Origin of the sequence: Allopusillimonas soli, assembly GCF_004153445.1 — a bacterium.
Classification (GTDB): domain Bacteria; phylum Pseudomonadota; class Gammaproteobacteria; order Burkholderiales; family Burkholderiaceae_B; genus Allopusillimonas; species Allopusillimonas soli.
In genome coordinates this window covers 112,253-132,982 of sequence record NZ_SDQC01000003.1, presented here as the reverse complement: position 1 = coordinate 132,982, position 20,730 = coordinate 112,253, and the positions used below count along the sequence as shown (strand labels likewise).

Genomic DNA, 20,730 nt, shown 5'->3' with positions numbered 1-20,730 from the left:
TCACTATACTTCCCGGCAGCGTTGCATCACGTATCAACACTTACTCGGACCCGGCGGCGGCCCCGATGCGCCGGGACAACACCCGGCGCGTCCACGTCCCATGCAGCAATAATCATGCCAGGCATATCTTCAGAATCCGCTTCTTCCTATCACATCGGCGCGGCTCAAAGGCCAGGCCGCGGCGCGGTGCATATTGCGCTGCTGGCGTACCTGGTCCTGTGGACGGCCTTGGCCCTGCATCCGGCGGATCGCGGCACCTGGCTGCTGGAGAACGCGCTGGTGCTCATGCTGGTAGCCTTGCTCTGGTCTGTACGGCATGTATTCCGTTTTTCCAATGCCTCGATTCTGCTTATCATCGCCTTCCTGGCCCTGCATACGGTGGGCTCGCACTATACATACTCCGATGTGCCCTACGACCAGTGGTGGCAGGCCCTCACCGGTCATACACTCAATAGTGTCTTTGGCTGGCAGCGCAATCACTACGACCGCCTGGTCCACTTTTCCTACGGCCTGCTTCTCGCCTATCCGATACGCGAGTTCTTCCTGCGCGTGGTCGAAGTGCGCGGTTTCTGGGCCTACTTCCTGCCGCTCGATTTCACGCTCAGCACATCAGCCATCTACGAACTGATAGAGTGGGGCGCCGCCATGACCTTCGGCAGCGACCTGGGTATGCATTATCTGGGCACACAGGGCGATGTATGGGACGCCCAGAAGGACATGGCCATGGCAGGTTTGGGTGCGCTCCTAGCCATGCTGTTCACGGCTGCCCTGAACGCATGGCTGCGGCGCGATGTGGCTTGGGAATGGGCCCAGGGCATGAAGTCGCCGCGCTAATCCGTTTCCAGTTGCCGCGCTTCGCTCAGGAAGGCATGCAATGCCTTTTTGTCGTTGTCTTTTCGATAGACCGCATATACATCGGGATCCATGATGTCATCCTCCAGCTTACAGGAGGCGATGTCGCTGATGCGCGCACGCGCCGACTGCGGGACAATGGCCACGCCCAGTCCGGCGGCCACGAGGTATAGCTGGGCGGGTATTTCTTCAACGGTTTGGGCAATTGCCGGCATGAATCCCGCCTCGGCGCAGCGCTGATATATATGCCTGGCGAAGGGTGATCCTTCGCGCCGCAGCAAAACAAAACGTTCTTTCTTCAAATCTGCAATGCGCAGAATCCCACGCTGCGCCAGCCGGTGGCCGAGCGGTAGTGCCACGACGGCGGAATCCTTCCATAATGGCAGACAGCACATGAAACTGTCGTCCACCGGCGCACGGGAAATGCTGACGTCGATCAGGCGTTCGAACAACGCCTCCACCTGGTCGACCGGCCGCATTTCATTGAGCATGACGGCCACTCCAGGATGTGTGCGCGAATACTTGAAAATCAGTCGCGGCAAGGGCCCCAGGAAATGGGAGCTGGACAAGCCAACTTCGATGCGTCCGGCAAGGCCCTGGTCAGCGGCGCGAACACGTATCGTGGCGCTCTTGATGCGATCCAGGGTGGCGCGTGTGTCATGCAGGAAAATACGCCCGGGTTCCGTGAGATCAACACGGCGGCTTGTGCGCACAAAAAGTTTCACGCCCAGTTCATCCTCCAGCTGGGCTATCTGTTGGCTCAGCGGGGGTTGGGAAATGTGCAGCCTGGCGGCAGCCCTCGTAAAGCTCAGCTCTTCCGCCAGAACGACGAAATAGCGCAGTTGGCGTAGGTTCAAGGCATTGATTTTTCCAGCGACTCAGGCATGCGGATCAGATTGATGATGCCGCCCGCCCTGATTATCTCCAGTTGCCGAGATGATAGCGTATGCCGCAGCTTTAGGGGAGTCAGGTCGTTGCCGACCAGCGCGGTGACGATGGGGCCTGCTGATAACTGCTGATGAACGCGCTCTATCGTGACTGCGGCGCCTTGTTCGGGGAGCGCGTCTTCCGGATTGTCGGGTACAAGCGGCAAGACACCGAAGCACACAAGATTTTGCCAATGTATCCGTGCAAAGCTGCGGGCAATGACCACGCGCAGTCCCAGATATGCTGGGACCAGGGCGGCATTTTCGCGGCTGGAGCCCTGGCCATAATTGAGGCCCGCCACGATGGCATGGCCGCCGCTCTGCTGCAGGGCCGTGGCGCGCTCATGGTAGCTTTCATCAAGCCGCTCGAAAGCGAATTTCGCAGTCTCATAGACGTTGCTCCAATAAGGCATCACTCTGGCGCCAGCCGGAATGATATCGTCGGTGGAGACATCGTCATCCACCCTGAGCAGCACCGGGACGGACAAACTGTCGGGCAGCGCGGCCAGGCGGGGCAGCGAGGGTGTATTGTCGGTCTTGACCAAGGCATGCCGCCGGGCTTCCGCGGGCGGTAGCGGCGCGGCAAAGACGGCGGGGCTGGGCTTGATCCTCATGGGCTCTTCGATGCGGGGGTATGGGATGTCCAGGCTGCGCGGATCGGTCAGCCGTCCGAACAATGCCGACGCGCCCGCTGTCTCTGGGCTGCACAGAAATACGCTGTCCTCGGCAGTGCCCGAGCGGCCGGGAAAGTTTCTTGGCACGGTGCGCAGGCTGTTGCGCCCGGCTGCGGGCGCCTGGCCCATTCCTATGCATCCGTTGCATCCAGCCTGATGCAGCCGCGCACCCGCCTGGATGAGCTGTGCCAGCTGGCCTTTTTCGGCCAGCACCTGCAGCACTTGACGGGTGGAAGGGTTGATGTCCAGCGAGATGCCGGCGGCAATCGTGCGATGGCGCATCATGGCTGCGACCACGGCAAAGTCGCGGTAGCCCGGATTGCCCGACGACCCGATATAGGCTTGATAGATGGGCAAGCCTGCTGCCTCCCTGACAGGCACGACGTTGCCAGGGCTTGATGGCAGAGCAACAAGCGGTTCCAGGCGATCAAGGTCGATTGTGTCGTGCAGATCATATGTGCAGCCTGGATCCGGCTGCATGGGCAGCCAGACATCCTCGCGGCCTCTCGCTCGCAGAAACCGCAATGTGGCATCATCGCTGGGAAACAGGGTGGAGGTCGCTCCCATTTCCGTCCCCATGTTCGCCATCACATGGCGATCCATTGCAGACAGGCTGTTCAAGCCAGGGCCGTAATATTCGACCATGGTGTCCTTGCATCCCGACACGCCATACCGCCGCAGCATTTCAAGTGCGACATCCTTGGCAGAGACCCAATCGGGCAAGCTGCCCTCCAGCCGTACTCCGAGAATACGTGGTGCGGTTATGTACAGGGGATGACCAGCCATGGCCAATGCCACTTCCATGCCGCCCGCCCCTATGGCCAGCATGCCAAGGGATCCCGCCGCGGGTGTATGGCTATCGCAGCCGATCAAAGACTGGCCGGGCACGCCGAAATACTCCATATGAACCGGATGGCTGATGCCGTTACCAGGCCCGCTGTACCAGATGCCGAAACGCGCGCAGGCACTTTGAAGGAACAGGTGCGTGTCCGCGTTAAGATTATCCTGCTGGGCAAGCGAGTGATCGATATATTGAACGGTGGGCTGGGTTTTCACACGCTCTATACCCATGGCCTCCAATTCCAGCATGACCAATGTGCCCAGCACATCTTGCAAAAGAGCCTGGTCCATGCGCAGTGCAATTTCCTGACCTGGTTCCAGCGATCCCGCCACGAGCTTGGCACGCAGCAGCTTGGTGCTCAAGTTTTCTTTCATTACATCATTCCGGGAAGCCAGAGAGCGATCTGTGGGAACAGGCTCAGGATGAGAATGGCAAGCCCCTCGACCAGCACGAACGGCAGAGCGCCCTTGATGATGTCGTTGAGCGATATCTCGGGCGCAATGCCCTTGATGACATACAGGTTCAGCCCGACGGGCGGTGTGATAACCGCCATCTCGCATGCAATGATCATGACAACGCCAAACCAGATCGGGCTGAAGCCAAGGCCGGTAATGACTGGGAGCAGAATAGGCGTCGCAATGAGAATGATGGAGACGATATCCAGAAACATGCCGACGACAAGCAGGAAAGCCAGCACGAGAAGCAGGATGACCCAGGCAGGCTGCGATATGTCGGCTATCCAGGCAATCAGCATCTGTGGAATCATCAAACGCGTCATGATGTAGCCGAACAGCAAGGCGGAGGTGAGAATGAGCAATATCATTCCCGTCGTGACGATGGACGATCGGAAGATGTCGATCGCAACCGGCAGCGTCAACTCCCGGTAGGCCAAGGCGACCAGGAAGGCGCCCAGTGCGCCGATGCCGGAGGCCTCGGTGGGCGTAGCCACCCCAAGGTAAATAGTGCCGAGCACGAGCAGAATCAGCAGTACCGGCGCCCATACTTCGGCCAGCGCCCGCAACCGTATTCTCCATGATGCGGCGCCGCCGTCGCGCGGTGCCATATTGGGTTTTATGCGGGTAAGGATATACAGATAGCCCATCATCAGCATGGTCAGCAACAGCCCCGGCAGCATTGCCGCCGTGAACAGCTTGCCTATCGATTGATCGGCCATTTCTCCGTAGAGTACGAAGCCTATGCTGGGCGGAATCAAGAGCGCCAGCGACCCTGCCGCAGCGACAGATCCGCCCGACAGCCCCGCGTCATAGTGGCGTTTGAGCATCTCGGGAATTGCCACGCGGCCTATGGTGGCGGCACCGGCGACACTGACTCCGCTCATGGCACCGAATACCGCGGCGCTGCCTACGCTGGCAATGGCCAGGCCGCCGGGCAGCCGATTCAGCCAGAGGTAGAAAAGGTTGTAGAGGCGCCCGCCTATGCTGGTTCGGGCCATGGTTTCGCCCATGAGAATGAACAGGGGAATGCAGATGAGCGAGTAGCTGGACAAGCCGCGATGAAGGATGGACGGGATGACGTTCAAGCTGTCCAGGCCGCCATGCAGAACCATACCCAGAATGCTGGAGACGCCCAATGCCGCAAAAATCGGCACACCGACAAGGAGCAATACCGAAAATAGAGCCAATATGACAAGGAATATGCTTGAGGGATCCATTTCAGGGCTCCTTCCGTTGCGAATCGCCGCTGCTCGGGCCGAAGGGTGTGAACAGGCGGCGCAAGGCGACAAGGCCCAGGAGCAGGCCTCCTATGGGAATGAGCGTGTAGGGAATCCACAAGGGAAACTTGAGCAATGAGGCCGATCTGTAGTGACGCTCAATGGATGTAAGTACGATATTGATCCCGGCCCATACCAGTACGCTGCAGAAGATCAGGATGGTCACCTCGGAAACGGCTTGCGCCAGCCTTTTCCAGCGGCCCTTGAAACGCAGGTTGAGCGCTTCCATGGATACATGGCGATCCACATGATGCACCCATCCTATGGCCATCCATGACACGCCCAACAGTACATATGTGCTGACCTCCACGGCATAGATGCTGGGGCTCAGGAAAACGTACCGTGCAATCACCGCATAGGACGTAATCATCATAAGGGCAAAGAGTGCGATCTCGGAGATAAGAACGGCAACGCGGTTTACCGCAACGCTCGTGCAGTCGATCAGATTGAGCAAGAATCTCATGGGGACTCCATGATGGAAGGGCCATGCGCGTGAGCCCGGCGCATGGCCGCGTAATCAGGGGGCTTTTGTCTTGTTGACCAGATCAAGGTACTGCTGGCCCTTGGGCACCTGATCTGCCCATTCCTTGACGGCGGGTGCGGTCTTGTCACGCATGGCCTGCAATTGTTCGCCCTTGATCGTGTGGACGGTAACCCCCTTGCTTTCGAATTTTTTCACTGCATCTTTGACAAACTCCGCAACACGGTCGAATTGTTCGTTATCCCGCTGCTTGGCCGCCTCGCGAAGCAGGTTCTGCACATCCTCGGGCAAGGCCTCCCATTTCTTCCTATTGATGGCCAGTATGGATGTGTCGACGCCGAAGTTCGCCAGCGACAGGTGCTTGGTCACTTCATAGAGGCTGCGGCCTATGCCTGTGAGCAGCGGACGTGGCGTGCCATCGATAACACCGCGGTCAAAGGCCAGGTAAAGCTCGGAGGAAGGCATTCCGGTTGGAGAACCGCCCATGAGCTGAATGGCTCTGGCATCCATGGAGCCGGTCGTGGCCCATACCTTGCCCGCAATATCCTCCGCGGACAGTATGGGTTGCTGGCGCGAATAGAACTCATAGGGATCGAATGGCGCAATGCCCAGCACGACGGTATCGTGATCCGCGTACAGTTCTTCGGTGATGCCCTCGTCCATCAGGCCGGCCTCGAGCGCTCTGCGCAGATGAGCCACATCCTGAAACAGAAATGGAAGCGTGAAGATGTTCAATGCCGGGATGGTGCCGCTGAGATAGGTGCCCGTCATATTGACCATGTCGACGTCGCCCCGGGAAAGCGCCGCCAGTTCCTCATAGCCATCGAACAGTTGTCCGGAGTGAAAGACGTTGATTTTCACTTTGCCGTCGCTTCGCTTGTGCACGGTCTCCACGAAGTTTTCTATGGGCTTCCATACATACTCGTAGGCAGGCGGCAGATAGGTTGAAAACGTCAATTCGATTGGCTTGTCAGCCGCATTGGCGGCGGTGCCGCCCACGCACATAGCGAACAGCGTTGCAAGTAGCCATTGCTTTTTCATGGGTCTTCCTCCAGTGTAGGTCATGAGGTGATTCGCATCGGAAACGAATAAGCGTGATCAAACCGGGGCGGTGGCCCCGGCACGAGGGTTGCAGCGGGAAAAAATCAGTTCACGGACTGTGCGGCACCGATATCGGCGAGTGTTTTCAGCATGGCCTCGGAAGAGACCACTTCACCGTACTTGCTTGCCATGTCGATCAGATTGCTGGCGTGTTGTGCCTCAGATCGGTCTGCCACGCAGTCGTGGGCCACAAAGGGAGGAAAGCCATATTGCATGGCATCCACCACGCTGGCGCGTACGCAGCCACTGGTCGTGGCGCCTGCCACGACCAGCATGTCGCACCCCGAGGAAGCGAGAATGTTCGCGAGCGGTGTCCCAAAGAAGGCCGAGGCTTGTGTTTTGTGCAGAATCAGGTCGGTCTGTGCGGCATAGTCGAGTCGGGGATCGAGCTCACAAGCGGCTGTTCCCCTTTCCAGCGTTGTGAGCGCTCCGCATTTTTGCTTCCAGCAGCCGATGTCCGCCATATTGGCGCTGTAGCCCACAATGGTGAAAATAACGGGACCCAGGCCGCGCATGGCCGCAATAAGGCGGTTGGTGGCGGCGATCGCGCTTGAGCAGTCCGAAGCCAGCGGGCTTACCGCAGCCTCGGTGAAACCTCGCTGGAAATCGATGACAAGCAGGGCGGGCCGATTGCCGGGCACCAATGTGCCATCAAATCCGCCGCGTATATTGGCTTCATCCTTCATGTTGTCCCCCTTTATTCTTTTATATGGGCCATTATGATTTCAATTTTCAATACTCACCAATATCATTTAGCTCTTGATTGATTCGGTTTTTCGAATGAAAACACCCCGATTCGGACGCGGCCGCGGGCTGAAGTCCATATTGCTTTGGTCGCTGGTGCCTGCGCTGGTGATATTCCTGATGGCTGCACTCTGGCTGTCCAATCATCGTCTGCGCACGCAGATAGACATTGCCTACGACCGCTCTCTGGCGGGAGCGCTGCGCGCCATCGATCATCAGATATCCACTGCCAGCGGCGGGCTGTCTATAGAGTTGCCGTATCTCATGCTGCAGTTTTTCGAGATGACGGCGAACGAGCGGGTCTACTACCGCGTCATGACCGAGGACGGACTCGCCGACATAGGAAACCAGCAGCTGCCGCTGCCCGACAAACCGCTGGTATCCAATGTGCCGGTTTTCTATACCGCCCAGTATCTGGGCGAAGGCGTGCGCATTGCGGCCATGGCCCGCCGTATGGATCCGCCGCTGTACAACAACATGGGCGGGCGCGTGATTGTGTTGGTGGGAGAAGATGTCGACACGCGCCAGACTTTCATCAATTCCATGCTGTGGCGATCGGTGCAGCGCGATCTGGTTGCCGTGGTGCTCGTGATACTGATTGTGGTCTTGGCCGTGCTGTTCGCAGTGCGGCCGTTGACGCGCCTGAGGCAGGAACTCGAAAGCCGGGGCACCGATGACCTGCGGCCCATCGAGGCGCGCGGCCTGCCTGCCGAGGTGGTGCCTTTGGTGACGGCGGTGAATCTGCACATGGCGCGCTATGCGCGGCAGGCCAGGCTGCAGAGCCAGTTTCTGGATGATGCCTCGCACCAGTTGCGCACGCCGCTGACGGTGTTGCGCGCACAGCTTGACTATGCGCTGCGTGAATCCGACCCGCAGGAGATCCGCAGCGCCCTGCAGGCGATGCGCGAAGGCCTGGATCGCGCTGTGCGCACGGCCAATCAGATGCTGGCGCTGGCACGCGCACGCGACTTGAGCGCGCTCGAAGAGGAAGGCGTGTCCGGGCTGACCGATCTGACCAGGCTCGCCGGCGTTGTGGCCAACGATATGTATTCCGCCGCAAGAGCGCGCAAGCTGGACCTGGGACTGGAGCGCCCGAGTGCGCCCATACTTGTGCGGGGGCCCGAATGGTTGCTGCGCGAAGCGGTGGTCAATGTGCTCGACAACGCGCTGCGCTATACGCAGCCTGGCGGCGTGGTGACATTATCTGTGCGCATGGAGATGGGGCGGGCGATGGTCACGGTCGAAGACGATGGCCCGGGCATGAGCGCCGACGATATCGCCAAGGCAGGTGTGAGGTTTCGGCGCGGCAAGGCGGGCAAGAACACGTCCGGTGCCGGGCTGGGTCTGGCCATCGTCCACGCCATCATGCAGCAACTGCAAGGGGAGTTCCATATCGCATCGGAGGGCAGAGGCTGTCTGGCGACATTGGTGTTTACCCCGATTTCCACTGGGAGAGACCGGCAGGTGGGCTCGAATCGGCTGAATTGAAAGCCTTACGAAAGGAAAACTTTCGTACGCTTGCCTGCGTCGTTGCCGGCGTAGGGGCGACATATGCCAATACATCTCTCACGGAGACTCAAATAATGAAGAAAGCACTCATGCGCACGCTTGCGACGGGATTGTTGCTCAGCGGCGCGGTATTCGCACTGAGCGGCACGGCGTCGGCCGAAGAGCCCCGCCGCCCCGAATGTATCGCACCCGCCCAACCGGGCGGTGGTTTCGATCTGACCTGCCGCTTGGCTCAGGAAGGGCTGAAAGTCACCGGCCAACTGAAGGAACCCATGCGCATTATCTACATGCCGGGCGGCATCGGCGCTGTGGCCTATAACCATATCGTGGCGCAGGAGCCTGCCGCGGGCAACAAGATCGTGGCCTTTTCGGGCGGTTCGCTGCTGAATCTCGCACAGGGCAAGTTCGGCAAATACGATGTCAATGCCGTACGCTGGCTTGCGGCTGTTGGATCGGACTTTGGCGTGGCCGTGGTGCGCAAAGATTCTCCCTACAAGAGCCTGAAGGATCTCATGGATGCCCTGAAGGCGGATCCCAGCAAGATTGTGCTGGGCGCGGGTGGCACGGTGGGCAGCCAGGACTGGATGAAGGCGGCGCTGACGGCCAAGGCGGCAGGCATAGACTACCGCAAGATGCGTTTCGTGGCCTTCGAGGGCGGCGGTGAAGCCAACACCGCGCTGCGTGGCGGCCATATCCAGGCCTATATGGGCGACGCGGCCGAAGCCTACACCATGCTGCAGGGCGGCTCGCCCATCCGGGTGCTGGCCGTGTTTGCCGACGAGCGCCTGCCGGGCGACATGTCGGACATTCCCACCGCCAAGGAGCAGGGCTTCGACATCGACTGGCCGATCATCCGCGGCTTCTACGTTGGCCCCAAGGTGTCCGACGAGGAGTACAACTGGTGGGTGCAAGCGTTCAAGAACATGCAGAACGATCCGAAGTTCGACGCCGAACGCGACAAGCTGGGTCTGTTTCCCTTCCGCATGGCCGGCGCCGAGCTGGACACGTATGTGAAAGAGCGCGTCAAGTCCTATGCCGAGCTGGCTGACTCATTCGGTCTGATGCACAAGTAATACCATGACCGATCGCATCCTGGGCATCGCCGCGATTATGTTCGCGGCACTCATGGCCTGGTTTGGCCGGGGCATCGAGGCGCCGTTCTCGTATGAACCGGTCGGGCCGCGCGCCTTTCCCATGCTGCTGGCGCTGAGCATCGCGCTGTGCGGCATGTGGCTGGTGTACAAGGGCCGCCATACCGCCGAGCGCAACCCGCCCGGCGCCAACTTTCGCATCGCGCTCATGGTGGCATATGCCATTCTCTATGCCTTGCTGTTCGACTCTCTGGGTTTCATCATTGCCACAGCGTTGGTGACCATGCTTGTGGGCAGGCTGTTTGGCGGCAGTTGGGCCAAGGTCACGCTTGGCGGCGTGGTCATGAGCGTGTTGTTCTTCCTGCTGTTTGATCGGGCGCTGGACGTCGTGTTGCCACTCGGACTTCTGGAGAACGTGCTATGAGCGATATTCTTGCGCATCTGAGCATCGGTTTCGACGTGGCCTCGTCGTGGTCCAACCTGCTGGTTGCCGCGCTCGGCTCGTTCTTTGGCACCATGGTGGGCGTGCTGCCGGGACTGGGACCCATCAATGGCGTTGCCATGCTCATTCCCATCGCCTTCGCCATGAACCTGCCGCCTGAAACTGCCTTGATTCTCCTGGCAGCCGTCTATGTGGGCGCGGAATATGGTGGGCGCATCACGTCCATCCTGATCAACGTGCCCGGAGAGGCCAGTGCCATCATGACCACGTTGGACGGCTATCCGCTTGCAAGACAGGGTCTTGCCAATGTGGCGCTGTCGCTGTCCGCCTGGTCGGCCTTTTTTGGGTCGTTGGTTTCGGTCATCGGTATCATCATTCTCGCGCCTTTGCTGGCAGGCTGGGCGCTGGCGTTCGGCCCCGCCGAATATTTTGTGTTGATGGTATTTGCATTCTGCTGCTTGAGCAGTCTGTTGGGCGACGAGCCGGTCAAGGGAGCCCTGTCGGCCCTGCTGGGCCTTGCCATGGCAGTGGTTGGCGTGGATGCGAATTCAGGCGTATATCGATACACATTCGATTCAGTCCATTTGTTTGACGGCATACAGTTCGTGGTGGTCGTGATTGCATTGTTCGCGGTGGCCGAGCTGCTTGAGATGCTTGAACGGGTGACCGCTGGCCACAAGGTCGAGGTCGATTCCAGTGGCCGCAAACTGTTCAATCTCCAGGAATGGATGTTTACATGGTGGACCGTGGTGCGCAGCGCAGTGCTGGGCTTTGTCGTGGGTGTCTTGCCGGGGGCTGGCGCCAGCGTGGCCTCGGCCGTTGCCTACTCCAACGAGAAGCGCATCTGCGAGAACAAGGATCCCAATGCCAAGTTCGGTAAAGGCGATCTGCGGGGCGTGGCGGCGCCCGAGTCCGCCGCCACGGCATCGGCGGTGGGTGCCTTCGTGCCCATGCTCACGCTGGGCGTGCCGGGCTCGGGCACGACGGCGGTCATGATGGGGGCGCTCACGCTGTACAACCTGACTCCCGGGCCGGTGCTGTTTGACCAGCAGCCACAGCTTGTATGGGGCCTGGTGGCTTCGCTGTTCATCGCCAACATCATGCTGTTCCTTATGAACGTACCGATGGTTCGGGTGTTTTCGAAGGTGCTGCAGGTGCCGGGCTGGCTCATGGTTCCGGGCATTCTGGCCATCAGCTATGTAGGCGTGTACGCCATCAATGCCGGTACGTTCGACCTGGCCATGGCCGCGGTTATCGGCGGCATCGGCTACCTGTTGCGCAAGGCCGGCATGCCCATGGCGCCCATGGTGCTGGGCGTGGTGCTGGGCGACATGATGGAGCAGAACCTGCGGCGCGCGTTGTCCATGACCAATGGCGATATCCAGATTCTGTTCCAGAGCAATATAGCAAAAGGACTGTGGATAGTGTCGGCGGTCATCGTGATCGTGCCGCCCGTGTTGCGCTACCTGCGCAAGCGCAAGGCGGTGCCAGCACAAGCCTGACGCGGTCGGGGTTGTGGTCAACGGGCCTTGCCGGCAGTTGCCGGTGAGGCCTGTTTTTGTCCCGCACTATCAAGGCCGCATCGCTGCCCGGCGGGACTTTATTCGGGCCATTCGGGCGCGGCGCTGCGCAGGGCGGAAGCGGCGCTGTCCCAGTGCATGCCTGCACCTTCCACAACGCAGGGCGGGCGCAGCCGCTGTGCTGGCCCCCACTCGGTTGCTTCGATGCTGCTGGACAGATCGGCGTCGGTTTCAGGCGCCAGGGGTGTATCGTCGCCGCCCAGCGCGGACTTGAGCAGCTCACCGGTGCGGGCGAGCGAGACGCGCGTTGCGACGCCTGCGCCGGTGCGCAGTCGCTCGGTCAGCCCGCGCAACGCGGCGGCTGCCATCAGATAGCCTGTGGCTTGGTCAAGTGCCTGCACCGGCAGTGGCGTGGGCCTGTCCTTGCCAAAGTGCAGCATGCCTGCGTGGGCAATGCCATTGCTCATCTGCACCAGGCTGTCAAAACCCCGCCGGTACCGCCACGGCCCTGTCCAGCCATAGGCATCCAGGCACACGTCCACTAGGCCGGGATGCAGGGCCTGGCGTTCCTGTTCCCCTAATCCCAGACGGGCCAGCGCATCGGCGCGCAGGCCGTGTACCAGCACATCGGCCCGCTTGAGCAGCGCTTTCAATTGCGCGAGATGTCCGTCCTGGCGCAGGTCCAGCATGGCGCATCGCTTGCCCGGTGTGACTTCGGGCACCATGCCCGGCTCCGACCACCATGGCGGGTCGATGCGCAGGACTGTTGCGCCGTAACCGGCGAGAAACCGTGTTGCGACCGGACCGGCCAGCACGCGGGTCAAGTCCAGCACGCGCAGGCCTGCAAGGGGCCGCGCAGTCGAGGCGGTGGCCGAGGGCCACGCATGCCGGTCCCTCCCTGACGCAGGCGGGTGGGTAGATTGAGGCTTGCAATGTGCCTCGTGACGCATTATGTGAAACAGCGGCTCGCGCGCGACAGCCAGCCCCTGCTGATGCCGCGACCATTCATGCCGGCTGCGCATCACAGCGGCGCAGGCGTGCGCCGCCACCAGCGCATCTTCGAGCTCCTGGCCACTGCGCCGCGAGATGGCGCGGGCCGCTGCGTCATGACTGCCGTCGCAACCCAGAACGGCCAAGGCAGCCGCGCGGTGGTGCGGTGCGTTGGCATGTATGCGCAGCCAACCGTCGCGCGTCGGATAATCTCCGGTGACCGCATCGCGCACGGCGGGCACTTGCCAGCCTCGGGGACGCAGGGCGGCGCCAAACCAGAAAGAGGCAAGCCTGCGGTCGACCGCCACGGCCGGCAAGCGAACACCAAATCGTTCGCGGGTGTAATCAGCCAATGCCAAGGCCGCGGTTCCGATGGCCGCCGTGGCTAGTTCAGTGACGGCGAATGCGCTGGGTAGGGCACCGCGTCCCAGCACCTCGAACGGCGCGGGCATTGCACGGCCATTGCTATGGATAAGACGCAATGGCGATGCCACCGGGCGCACCGGCGTGCTGGACAGCCCTGGACAGTCAGGCGCCCGCATGGCCTGAATGAAATAGGAGACGATGTCTGCGGGGGGGCTCGTATGCTGCATGAATGGCCTCGCTTCCGACAATGCGCCGATAAGCACGATTGAATGGGGCTGGGGGCGGGGTGGTACTTGCGCCGCACCAGGCTCCATCGTGAATACTGTACATCAGTGCGCATCGGCGTGCTTTGAAAACACCGCAGGCACGCGCATAGGCGTCAGACATCGGGTCACGTCCAGCTGCGTGTGGCCGGCCATTGATCAAAGACGTCGCGCGCCGTACAATAACGGCTCCTCAGCGCAATGCAGTTGCACAATCGTGTTGCAAAGTACGCGGCGTGCTGTTTGAGGGGTTACCCTCGCCACATAGCCGCCATGCAGCGGCCCGGCTTCAGCCGAAACCCAACGCCCGGCGTTCGCGCCGCGGAACCAACGCGTTGATCCTCGTTTGATCAACATCGCAGCCCAGGCACCTGTTGCGTCTTCATGGCTTCCTGGCCATGGCCACACTGCTTGCGAACCTGCACTTGGGCACCGTCATGTGTCTGCCATTCCGCCTTCGGACTTTGCCAAGGGCGGGGTGGTCGCGCGCGTGTGCCTTGCATGCAAAAGGGAGAGAAATACACATGCATGAGGGAGAATTTTTTCAGCTCTCGACGTCTTCAGCCTTGTTGCTGTTGATCGCCTTCTATGGCATCACCTTTCTGTTGACACTGCTCATAGGAAAGAAGGAAGAAAACGTGGATGGCTTCATGGTATCCAACAGCGCCGTAGGTTTCGGCCTGTCGGCCGCCAGCATGATCGCCACCTGGATATGGGCGGCATCGTTCTACGCAAGCGCCACATCCGGCTACCGCTACGGCTTGTCGGGCCCGTTGCACTATGGCTTGTGGGGCGCACTGATGATACTTTTCATCTATCCCTTTGGGCGGCGCTTCAGGGCGCTGGCACCCAAGGCGCATACTTTGGCCGAGGTCGTGCACGCGCGACATGGCACATCGAGCCAACTCATCATGGCCATCTCCAACCTTGTCGGAAGCTGTATCAGCCTGATGGTCAATTTCACGGCCGCCGGGGCGCTGGTATCGGTGCTCAGTCCGCTGACATTCACGCAAGGGGTGCTTATAGCGGGTCTGGGCGTATTGTCCTATTCGCTGTGGTCGGGATTCCGTGCATCCTTGATGACAGACTTCGCGCAGCTCATAGCCATGATTCTGGCAGCCGTTGTCATCATTCCGCTCATCTTCTTCAATGCGGGTGGCACCGACACACTGATGGCGAACTTCTCCAACCTGACGGCCGAGCAGCAGGATATTTTTTCCACCAAGGCCATACTTGAGCAGGGCGCGCCGTATTTCGTGGCCGTGCTGGCCTATGCCATCGGCAACCAGACGATTGCGCAGCGTCTGTTCGCCGTGCGAGAGGATTTGATCAAGTCGACATTCCTGACAGCCACGATAGGCTATGGCGCGGTAGTGATTGGCCTGGGCATGCTCGGCATGCTGGCTCTGTTCGTGGGTCTCGAACCGGCCGGCGGCGATATGAACAACATCATTCCCCAAATGGCCTCAGCCTATCTTCCCGCAGCAGGCATCGCCTTGTTTTTCATTCTGGTTATCGGGTCGCTGTCTTCCACTGCGGACTCCGACCTGTGCGCACTGTCCGCAATTGTCATGACGGACATCTATGGAAAGAATCTCGCCAAGGGGAAGGTGGATCCGGCGCGCATGCTGCGCTGGGGCCGTATCACCATGATAGTGGCCACTATGATAGGCGTCATCTTCGCCAGCCTTAAGTTGGATATCCTGGTGATGCTGGTGTTTGTCGGTGCATTGTGGGGCGCGATCGTGTTCCCGGTGATCATCAGCTTCTACTGGGATCGTGTTTCCAACAAGGCCTTTACCCTTTCTGTTTTGTCGGCCGTGGCCTTGTTCGCCATTGCGCGTTTCGAACTGCTGCCCATGGAAGGCTTGGTCGCTGTGTTCTTCGAGGTGTGTGCCAGTGTTGGCGCAGGCATCGTGATCGGGTTGATGGCCTTCGGCTTCTTCAACCGCAAGGTCGGGCTGGCGATGGGCATGCTTGCCTTTGCGGTCGCCTTGCCATACTGCGTCGGCTTTCTGCGCGACTACACGGTGTTGCTGGGTTCACTGACGGCCTACGGTGCCAGCGCTGTCATCTGCACCGCCATCAGCCTGTTCAACAGGGAGAGATTCGACTTCAGCCTGCTGGCCAAGCGCGTCACGTCCTTCCAGCAGGACGAAGCGGCGCTGTTGCATGGCGCCGGAGAGGCGGCCGAGGAACTTGCGCCTTCGCGCATCTGAGCAAGGAGAACCTATTATGAATGCAATACTGTTGGCAAGCTATATTCTTGTTTGGCCTGCGATTTCCGCTGCTGTTCTGGTGGTGCTGCTGGTCGCGTTGTGGCGCGACCTGAGGCGTGCTCGCAAATCGGGCAAGGAAATGATCTGAGCGGCTAGCCGGAGTTTCTCAATCCCGCCGCAATGCCATTGATGGTCGTGTGTATGGCCCGCTGGCTGCGGCTTTCTTCCTCGTTGGCTGGCCCCGGCGCATCGCGCCCCATGCGGTGCCGGCGCAGCAACTCCACCTGCAGGTGATTCAGCGGATCAATGTAGGCAAACCGCTCATTGAGCGCCGCTTGCAGCTGGCTGTCCTGCGCGAGTAGGCCGTGCCGCGTGACGCGCCGGAACATTTCCAGCGTCAGGTCGTACTCGGCCTGAATCAGCGTGAAGACCCGCCTGCGCAGGCGGGCGTCGGGTACCAGCGCGGCATATCGGCGGCCTATGCCCAAATCGGTCTTGGCCAGCACCTGCTCCATGTTGGAAAGCAGCGTGCGGAAAAAAGGCCATGCAGCCGCGATCTCGCGCAGTTGCGCCAGGCGGCGCGTGGCGCTGCCCGGGCTGCCTTCGCAACCATGCTCGACATAGGCCTTGAGCGCCGATCCCATTCCGTACCAGCCCGTGAGCATGACGCGGCATTGCGCCCAGGAAAATCCCCATGGTATGGCGCGCAGATCTTCGATCTTCTGAGTGGATTTGCGCGAGGCGGGCCTTGATCCGATATTAAGGCCTGCTATCTCCAGGATGGGCGTCGACGCGAAGAAATAATCGTTGAAGCCCCGCGTGCCGTAGACCAGTTTGCGATAGCTTTGCTCAGCGACATCCGACATATAGTCCAGAATGAAGGCAAAGCGCGCCATGTTCTCGTCTTCGCTGGCGGCGCCCGACGTGGCGGGCGCCAGACTCGCTTCAAGTGTCGCCGCCACGAAGTTCTCAAGGTGCCAGCGTCCCACCTCGGCATCCTTGTACTTGCCCTGTATGACTTCGCCCTGTTCGGTAAGGCGGATCTGCCCATTCACGGTTCCCGGTGGCTGCGCCAGAATGGCGTCGAAGCTGGGCCCGCCGCCGCGCGCCACCGAGCCGCCCCGGCCATGGAACAGACGCAGGCGCACTTTGTGGTGTTTGAATACTTCGACCATCTTGCGCTCGGCCTTGTACAGTGCCCAATTGGATGTCAGGTAACCGCCATCCTTGTTGCTGTCTGAGTACCCCAGCATGACTTCCTGTATGCCATCCTGGGCATGGCGCACACGCCTGGCCACATCGGACAGGCCCAGCCATGTGTTCATGATTTCCGGTCCGCGCTCCAGGTCGGGAATGGTCTCGAAAAGCGGCACCACCATCAGGCCGTCACGAGGTGCGCGCTGGCCTGCCGATGTGGGTGAGATCAGCCCGGTTTCCTGCTGCAGGACCAGGACCTCAAGCAGATCGCTCAGCGTTTCAGTGTGCGACACCACCGCCTGCTGAATAACCGCCGGACCGAACTTCTGCCTGCATTTGGCGGCCATGCGCAAGATGGCCAGCTCCTTCCGGGTTTCGGCGGAATAATCTATCCATGGCGATACCAGAGGCCGGGTTTCCGCGATTTCCCGGCGCAGAAGCGCGATGCGCTCCTGCTCGGGTAGCTTGCTGTACTGAACCTGTTTGCCGTTGAGCCGTACATCGGCGGCGGAGAACAGTTCGCTCAGGACGCGCTCATGGACATCGGAACTCTGGCGCAGGTCTATCGTCGCCAGGTGGAAGCCAAAAATACTGACAGCCTGTATCAGGCCCGCGAGCCGCAATTGTGCGATAACGCTGCCATGGTGCTGGTCGAGCGAATCCGCGATAAGCTGAAGGTCCTGCTGGAAGGCCTGCGGTGTTTCATAGGCAGGCGCCGCATAGGTGGGTCGCGAGGCCAGTTGCTGACCGGTCAGTGCAATCGATGTGGCGGCCATGCGAGCGTACAGATGCACAAAGGCCCGCCGATAGGGTTCATCGACGCGGTGTGTTGAAGCGTCACCGCTGGCCAGCGACATGGCGATCAACTCCGGGCTGGCGGTGCCCAGCGACCGCGACAGCGACAGCTCGGTACCCAATGCCTTGATTTCGTTCAGGTAATGGCGCAGCACCACCCGCGATTGGCGCAGGACGGCCTGTTCGAGCGTATCGGCATTTACATTGGGATTGCCGTCGCGGTCGCCGCCTATCCAGCTGCCCATGCGCAAAAAGGGAGGAAGTGCTTCGGTCTTGATGCTGAAAGCGGATTTTCCAGCCGGCCGCAGTCGGGCAGCCAAGTCCTGGTAAAGGCGGGGCAGGGCCCGCAGGAAGGTGCTCTCGTAATAAGTAAGCGCGTTGTCGATTTCGTCCAGCACAGTCAGTTTCTGGCGGCGCAGCATGCGTGTTTGCCAGAGCGTGGCCACCAGGCCGGCCATGCGCTGCGCCAGCAACTGTCTTTCGGACGCGGTGAGCGTATCGTCGCTGTGCGCAAGCTGTCGGGCTATCTCCCGGTGCAGGTCCAGCGTGCTCTTGCGTTGTACTTCCGTAGGGTGGGCGGTCAGCACCGGGACGATGCATGTCTGTGCAAGATAGCGCAATATCTTGCGCCGACCTATGCCGCCCGCCTGCAGGAGGTCCAGCGCGTGTTGCAGGCTGCCGCGCATGGCCTGCTCTTCGGTAAGCTCGTGCTGGCGCTGACGCCGGTTCTGGTCGCGGTCTTCGGCAATATTGGATAGATGCAGGAAATAAGTGAACGCCCTGGCTACGGAATTGACCTCTTCGTCCTTGAGGCGCTGAATCTGCCGTTCGAGCACGGGGTTTTCGCCCAGGGCACCCTCCCGGCGATGGCTGACCGCTGCCCGTCGCATTTTTTCTATGACGTCGTAGACGGTGCGGCCCTCGCATTCCCGAATGACTTCACCAAGGGTCTTGCCTAGCTGGCGGATATCGTTGCGCAGGGCGGAGGATTCCCTGGCGTTGGGGGCGGCGCGCTTCACGAAGTCTCCTGGAATAAGGGTTATGGACGATATTGAAACACACGATAGATTATCATTGGATCTTTTCGCCCTGCGCTTCTGCTCCGAGACCATCATGCCGCAATATCGATCCCGCACCTCCACCCACGGCCGCAATATGGCCGGCGCCCGCGCCCTGTGGCGCGCCACCGGCATGCAGGACGGGGATTTCAACAAGCCCATTATTGCCGTGGTCAACTCCTTTACCCAGTTCGTGCCCGGCCACGTTCATCTGAAGGACATGGGCCAGCTGGTGGCGCGGGAGATAGAGGACGCCGGCGGCGTGGCCAAGGAATTCAACACCATTGCGGTGGACGACGGCATTGCCATGGGACACGGCGGCATGCTGTATTCGCTGCCGTCGCGTGAGCTCATTGCCGATTCGGTAGAGTACATGGTCAATGCGCATTGCGCCGACGCCATGGTCTGCATTTCGAACTGCGACAAAATCACGCCGGGCATGCTCATGGCCGCCATGCGCCTGAACATTCCCGTGGTTTTTGTTTCCGGCGGCCCCATGGAAGCCGGCAAGGTGTATGAGCCCGGCACGACCAATGTGCTGGAGAAGCTTGATCTCATCGATGCCATGATAAAGGCCGCCGATCCCAATGTGTCGGACGCCGAGGCGGCGGAAGTGGAGCGCAATGCCTGTCCGACCTGCGGCTCCTGCTCCGGCATGTTCACCGCCAATTCCATGAACTGTCTTACCGAGGCCTTGGGGCTCGCCCTGCCGGGCAATGGCACCATCGTCGCCACGCATGCGCGGCGCAAGCGGCTGTTCGAGGACGCGGGCCGCCTGATCGTGGAATTATGCCGCCGCTATTACGAGGAGGACGATGCGTCTGTCCTGCCGCGCAGTATCGCGACGTTCGAGGCATTCGAGAACGCCATGACGCTGGACGTCTCGATGGGTGGCTCAACCAATACCGTGCTCCACCTTCTGGCTGCGGCCCAGGAAGCGGAAGTGGAATTTTCGATGTCTGATATCGATCGCATATCGCGCCGCGTTCCCTGCCTGTGCAAGGTGGCGCCAGCGACGAACAAGTACCACATCGAAGATGTGCACCGGGCGGGCGGAATATTCGGCATTCTCGGCGAACTGGCCCGCGCAGGCCTGCTTAACCTCGACGTCGGCAATATACACAGCGGTACGCTGGGCAAGGCGATAGAGAATTGGGATGTGCGTGGCGAAAGCGCTTCCGAGGCGCTTCAGACGTTTTTCAAGGTGGCGCCGGGCGGCGTGCGTACCAAAGTGGCTTTCAGCCAGGAACGTTACTACGGACAGCTTGACCTCAATCGAGAGAAGGGCTGTATCCGCGACAAGGAAAACGCCTACTCACAGGACGGCGGCCTTGCCGTGCTTTATGGCAATCTCGCGCCCAAGGGCTGCATCGTAAAGACCGCCGGGGTCGATGAAAGCATACTGAAGTACACCGGCGTAGCGCGCGTCTATGAAAGCCAGGAGGATGCCGTGGACGGCATCCTGGGAGACAAGGTCAAGGCCGGCGACGTGGTGGTCATACGTTACGAGGGGCCCAAGGGCGGGCCGGGCATGCAGGAAATGCTCTATCCCACGTCCTATCTGAAATCCAAGGGGCTGGGCAAATGCGCGGCCTTGCTGACCGATGGACGCTTCTCGGGCGGCTCGTCGGGCCTGGTCATTGGCCATGCATCGCCCGAAGCGGCCGAGGGCGGCAATATCGGCCTGGTGGAAGAGGGCGATACCATCGAGATCGACATACCTGGCCGCAGTATCAATCTTGTGGTCAGCGATGAAGAGCTGGGGCGCCGTCGCGCGGCCATGCAAGCCCGCGGCGCCGAGGCCTGGCAGCCTGTCGGCCGTCAACGCGTCGTGTCGCAGGCACTCAAGGCCTACGCGGCCCTGGCAACCTCGGCCGACAGGGGCGCGGTGCGCGATGTGAGGCAGTTGAAGCAGCCAGCATGAGGCGG

The 20,730-nt window shown here is 60.6% G+C and carries 16 protein-coding genes; 8 read left to right on the top strand and 8 right to left on the bottom strand.

Annotated features, from left to right (window positions below; translation table 11 throughout):
- Positions 1-114 precede the first annotated feature (114 nt).
- Positions 115-834 carry a DUF2238 domain-containing protein gene (locus ERD78_RS10440; protein ID WP_129969244.1) on the top strand — a complete coding sequence of 240 codons (720 nt, stop codon included), beginning with the start codon at positions 115-117 and terminating at the stop codon, positions 832-834.
- Here the strand turns inward: ERD78_RS10440 and ERD78_RS10435 are convergent.
- The 6 genes from ERD78_RS10435 to ERD78_RS10410 all read right to left on the bottom strand — a co-directional run bounded on the left by ERD78_RS10435 (position 831) and on the right by ERD78_RS10410 (position 7,293).
- The gene (locus ERD78_RS10435) at positions 831-1,709 is read right to left on the bottom strand and encodes a LysR substrate-binding domain-containing protein (RefSeq protein WP_129969243.1); all 879 of its coding nucleotides are present in this window, start codon (positions 1,707-1,709) and stop codon (positions 831-833) included. The two genes, ERD78_RS10440 and ERD78_RS10435, sit on opposite strands and share 4 nt — an antisense overlap.
- A complete protein-coding gene (locus ERD78_RS10430; RefSeq protein WP_129969242.1) occupies positions 1,706-3,667 on the bottom strand; it encodes an aconitate hydratase in 1,962 nt (653 codons plus the stop codon). Before ERD78_RS10430 ends, ERD78_RS10435 begins: the two co-directional genes overlap by 4 nt.
- Positions 3,667-4,965, bottom strand: coding sequence for a TRAP transporter large permease (locus ERD78_RS10425; protein ID WP_129969241.1), 1,299 nt, complete (start codon positions 4,963-4,965; stop codon positions 3,667-3,669). The genes ERD78_RS10430 and ERD78_RS10425 overlap by 1 nt, the downstream gene beginning before the upstream one ends.
- A gap of 1 nt (position 4,966) precedes the next feature.
- Positions 4,967-5,488, bottom strand: coding sequence for a TRAP transporter small permease (locus ERD78_RS10420; RefSeq protein WP_129969240.1), 522 nt, complete (start codon positions 5,486-5,488; stop codon positions 4,967-4,969).
- A 54-nt stretch (positions 5,489-5,542) separates the two neighbouring features.
- Positions 5,543-6,547, bottom strand: a complete 1,005-nt coding sequence (locus tag ERD78_RS10415) for a TRAP transporter substrate-binding protein (RefSeq protein ID WP_129969239.1) — start codon at positions 6,545-6,547, stop codon at positions 5,543-5,545.
- Between the two features lie 104 nt (positions 6,548-6,651).
- Positions 6,652-7,293, bottom strand: a complete 642-nt coding sequence (locus ERD78_RS10410; RefSeq protein WP_129969238.1) for an isochorismatase family protein — start codon at positions 7,291-7,293, stop codon at positions 6,652-6,654.
- A 94-nt stretch (positions 7,294-7,387) separates the two neighbouring features.
- On the opposite strand from ERD78_RS10410, the gene ERD78_RS10405 reads away from it, so the two are divergent.
- The 4 genes from ERD78_RS10405 (at position 7,388) to ERD78_RS10390 (ending at position 11,895) form a co-directional block, all read left to right on the top strand.
- Positions 7,388-8,839, top strand: coding sequence for a sensor histidine kinase (locus ERD78_RS10405; RefSeq protein ID WP_129969237.1), 1,452 nt, complete (start codon positions 7,388-7,390; stop codon positions 8,837-8,839).
- 95 nt (positions 8,840-8,934) lie between these two features.
- A complete protein-coding gene (locus ERD78_RS10400) occupies positions 8,935-9,933 on the top strand; it encodes a Bug family tripartite tricarboxylate transporter substrate binding protein (RefSeq protein ID WP_129969236.1) in 999 nt (332 codons plus the stop codon).
- A 4-nt stretch (positions 9,934-9,937) separates the two neighbouring features.
- Positions 9,938-10,375 carry a tripartite tricarboxylate transporter TctB family protein gene (locus ERD78_RS10395; protein WP_129969235.1) on the top strand — a complete coding sequence of 146 codons (438 nt, stop codon included), beginning with the start codon at positions 9,938-9,940 and terminating at the stop codon, positions 10,373-10,375.
- Entirely contained in the window at positions 10,372-11,895 is a 1,524-nt protein-coding gene (locus tag ERD78_RS10390) for a tripartite tricarboxylate transporter permease (protein WP_129969234.1), read from the top strand. Before ERD78_RS10395 ends, ERD78_RS10390 begins: the two co-directional genes overlap by 4 nt.
- 98 nt (positions 11,896-11,993) lie before the next feature.
- Here the strand turns inward: ERD78_RS10390 and ERD78_RS10385 are convergent, their stop codons facing one another.
- Entirely contained in the window at positions 11,994-13,355 is a 1,362-nt protein-coding gene (locus ERD78_RS10385; protein ID WP_167668927.1) for a CoA transferase, read from the bottom strand.
- 701 nt (positions 13,356-14,056) lie between these two features.
- Here ERD78_RS10385 and ERD78_RS10380 point away from each other — a divergent pair.
- Together ERD78_RS10380 and ERD78_RS19905 are read left to right on the top strand one after the other, a co-directional pair.
- Positions 14,057-15,751, top strand: a complete 1,695-nt coding sequence (locus ERD78_RS10380; protein WP_129969233.1) for a sodium:solute symporter family protein — start codon at positions 14,057-14,059, stop codon at positions 15,749-15,751.
- Between the two features lie 16 nt (positions 15,752-15,767).
- Entirely contained in the window at positions 15,768-15,899 is a 132-nt protein-coding gene (locus ERD78_RS19905; protein ID WP_218940840.1) for a putative transporter small subunit, read from the top strand.
- 4 nt (positions 15,900-15,903) lie between these two features.
- On the opposite strand, the gene ppc is transcribed toward ERD78_RS19905, so the two are convergent.
- Positions 15,904-18,762 carry a phosphoenolpyruvate carboxylase gene (gene ppc, locus ERD78_RS10375; RefSeq protein ID WP_245152428.1) on the bottom strand — a complete coding sequence of 953 codons (2,859 nt, stop codon included), beginning with the start codon at positions 18,760-18,762 and terminating at the stop codon, positions 15,904-15,906.
- A 94-nt stretch (positions 18,763-18,856) separates the two neighbouring features.
- Between ppc and ilvD the strand changes: the two genes are divergently transcribed.
- Positions 18,857-20,725, top strand: coding sequence for a dihydroxy-acid dehydratase (gene ilvD / locus ERD78_RS10370; protein ID WP_129969232.1), 1,869 nt, complete (start codon positions 18,857-18,859; stop codon positions 20,723-20,725).
- Positions 20,726-20,730: the final 5 nt, after the last annotated feature.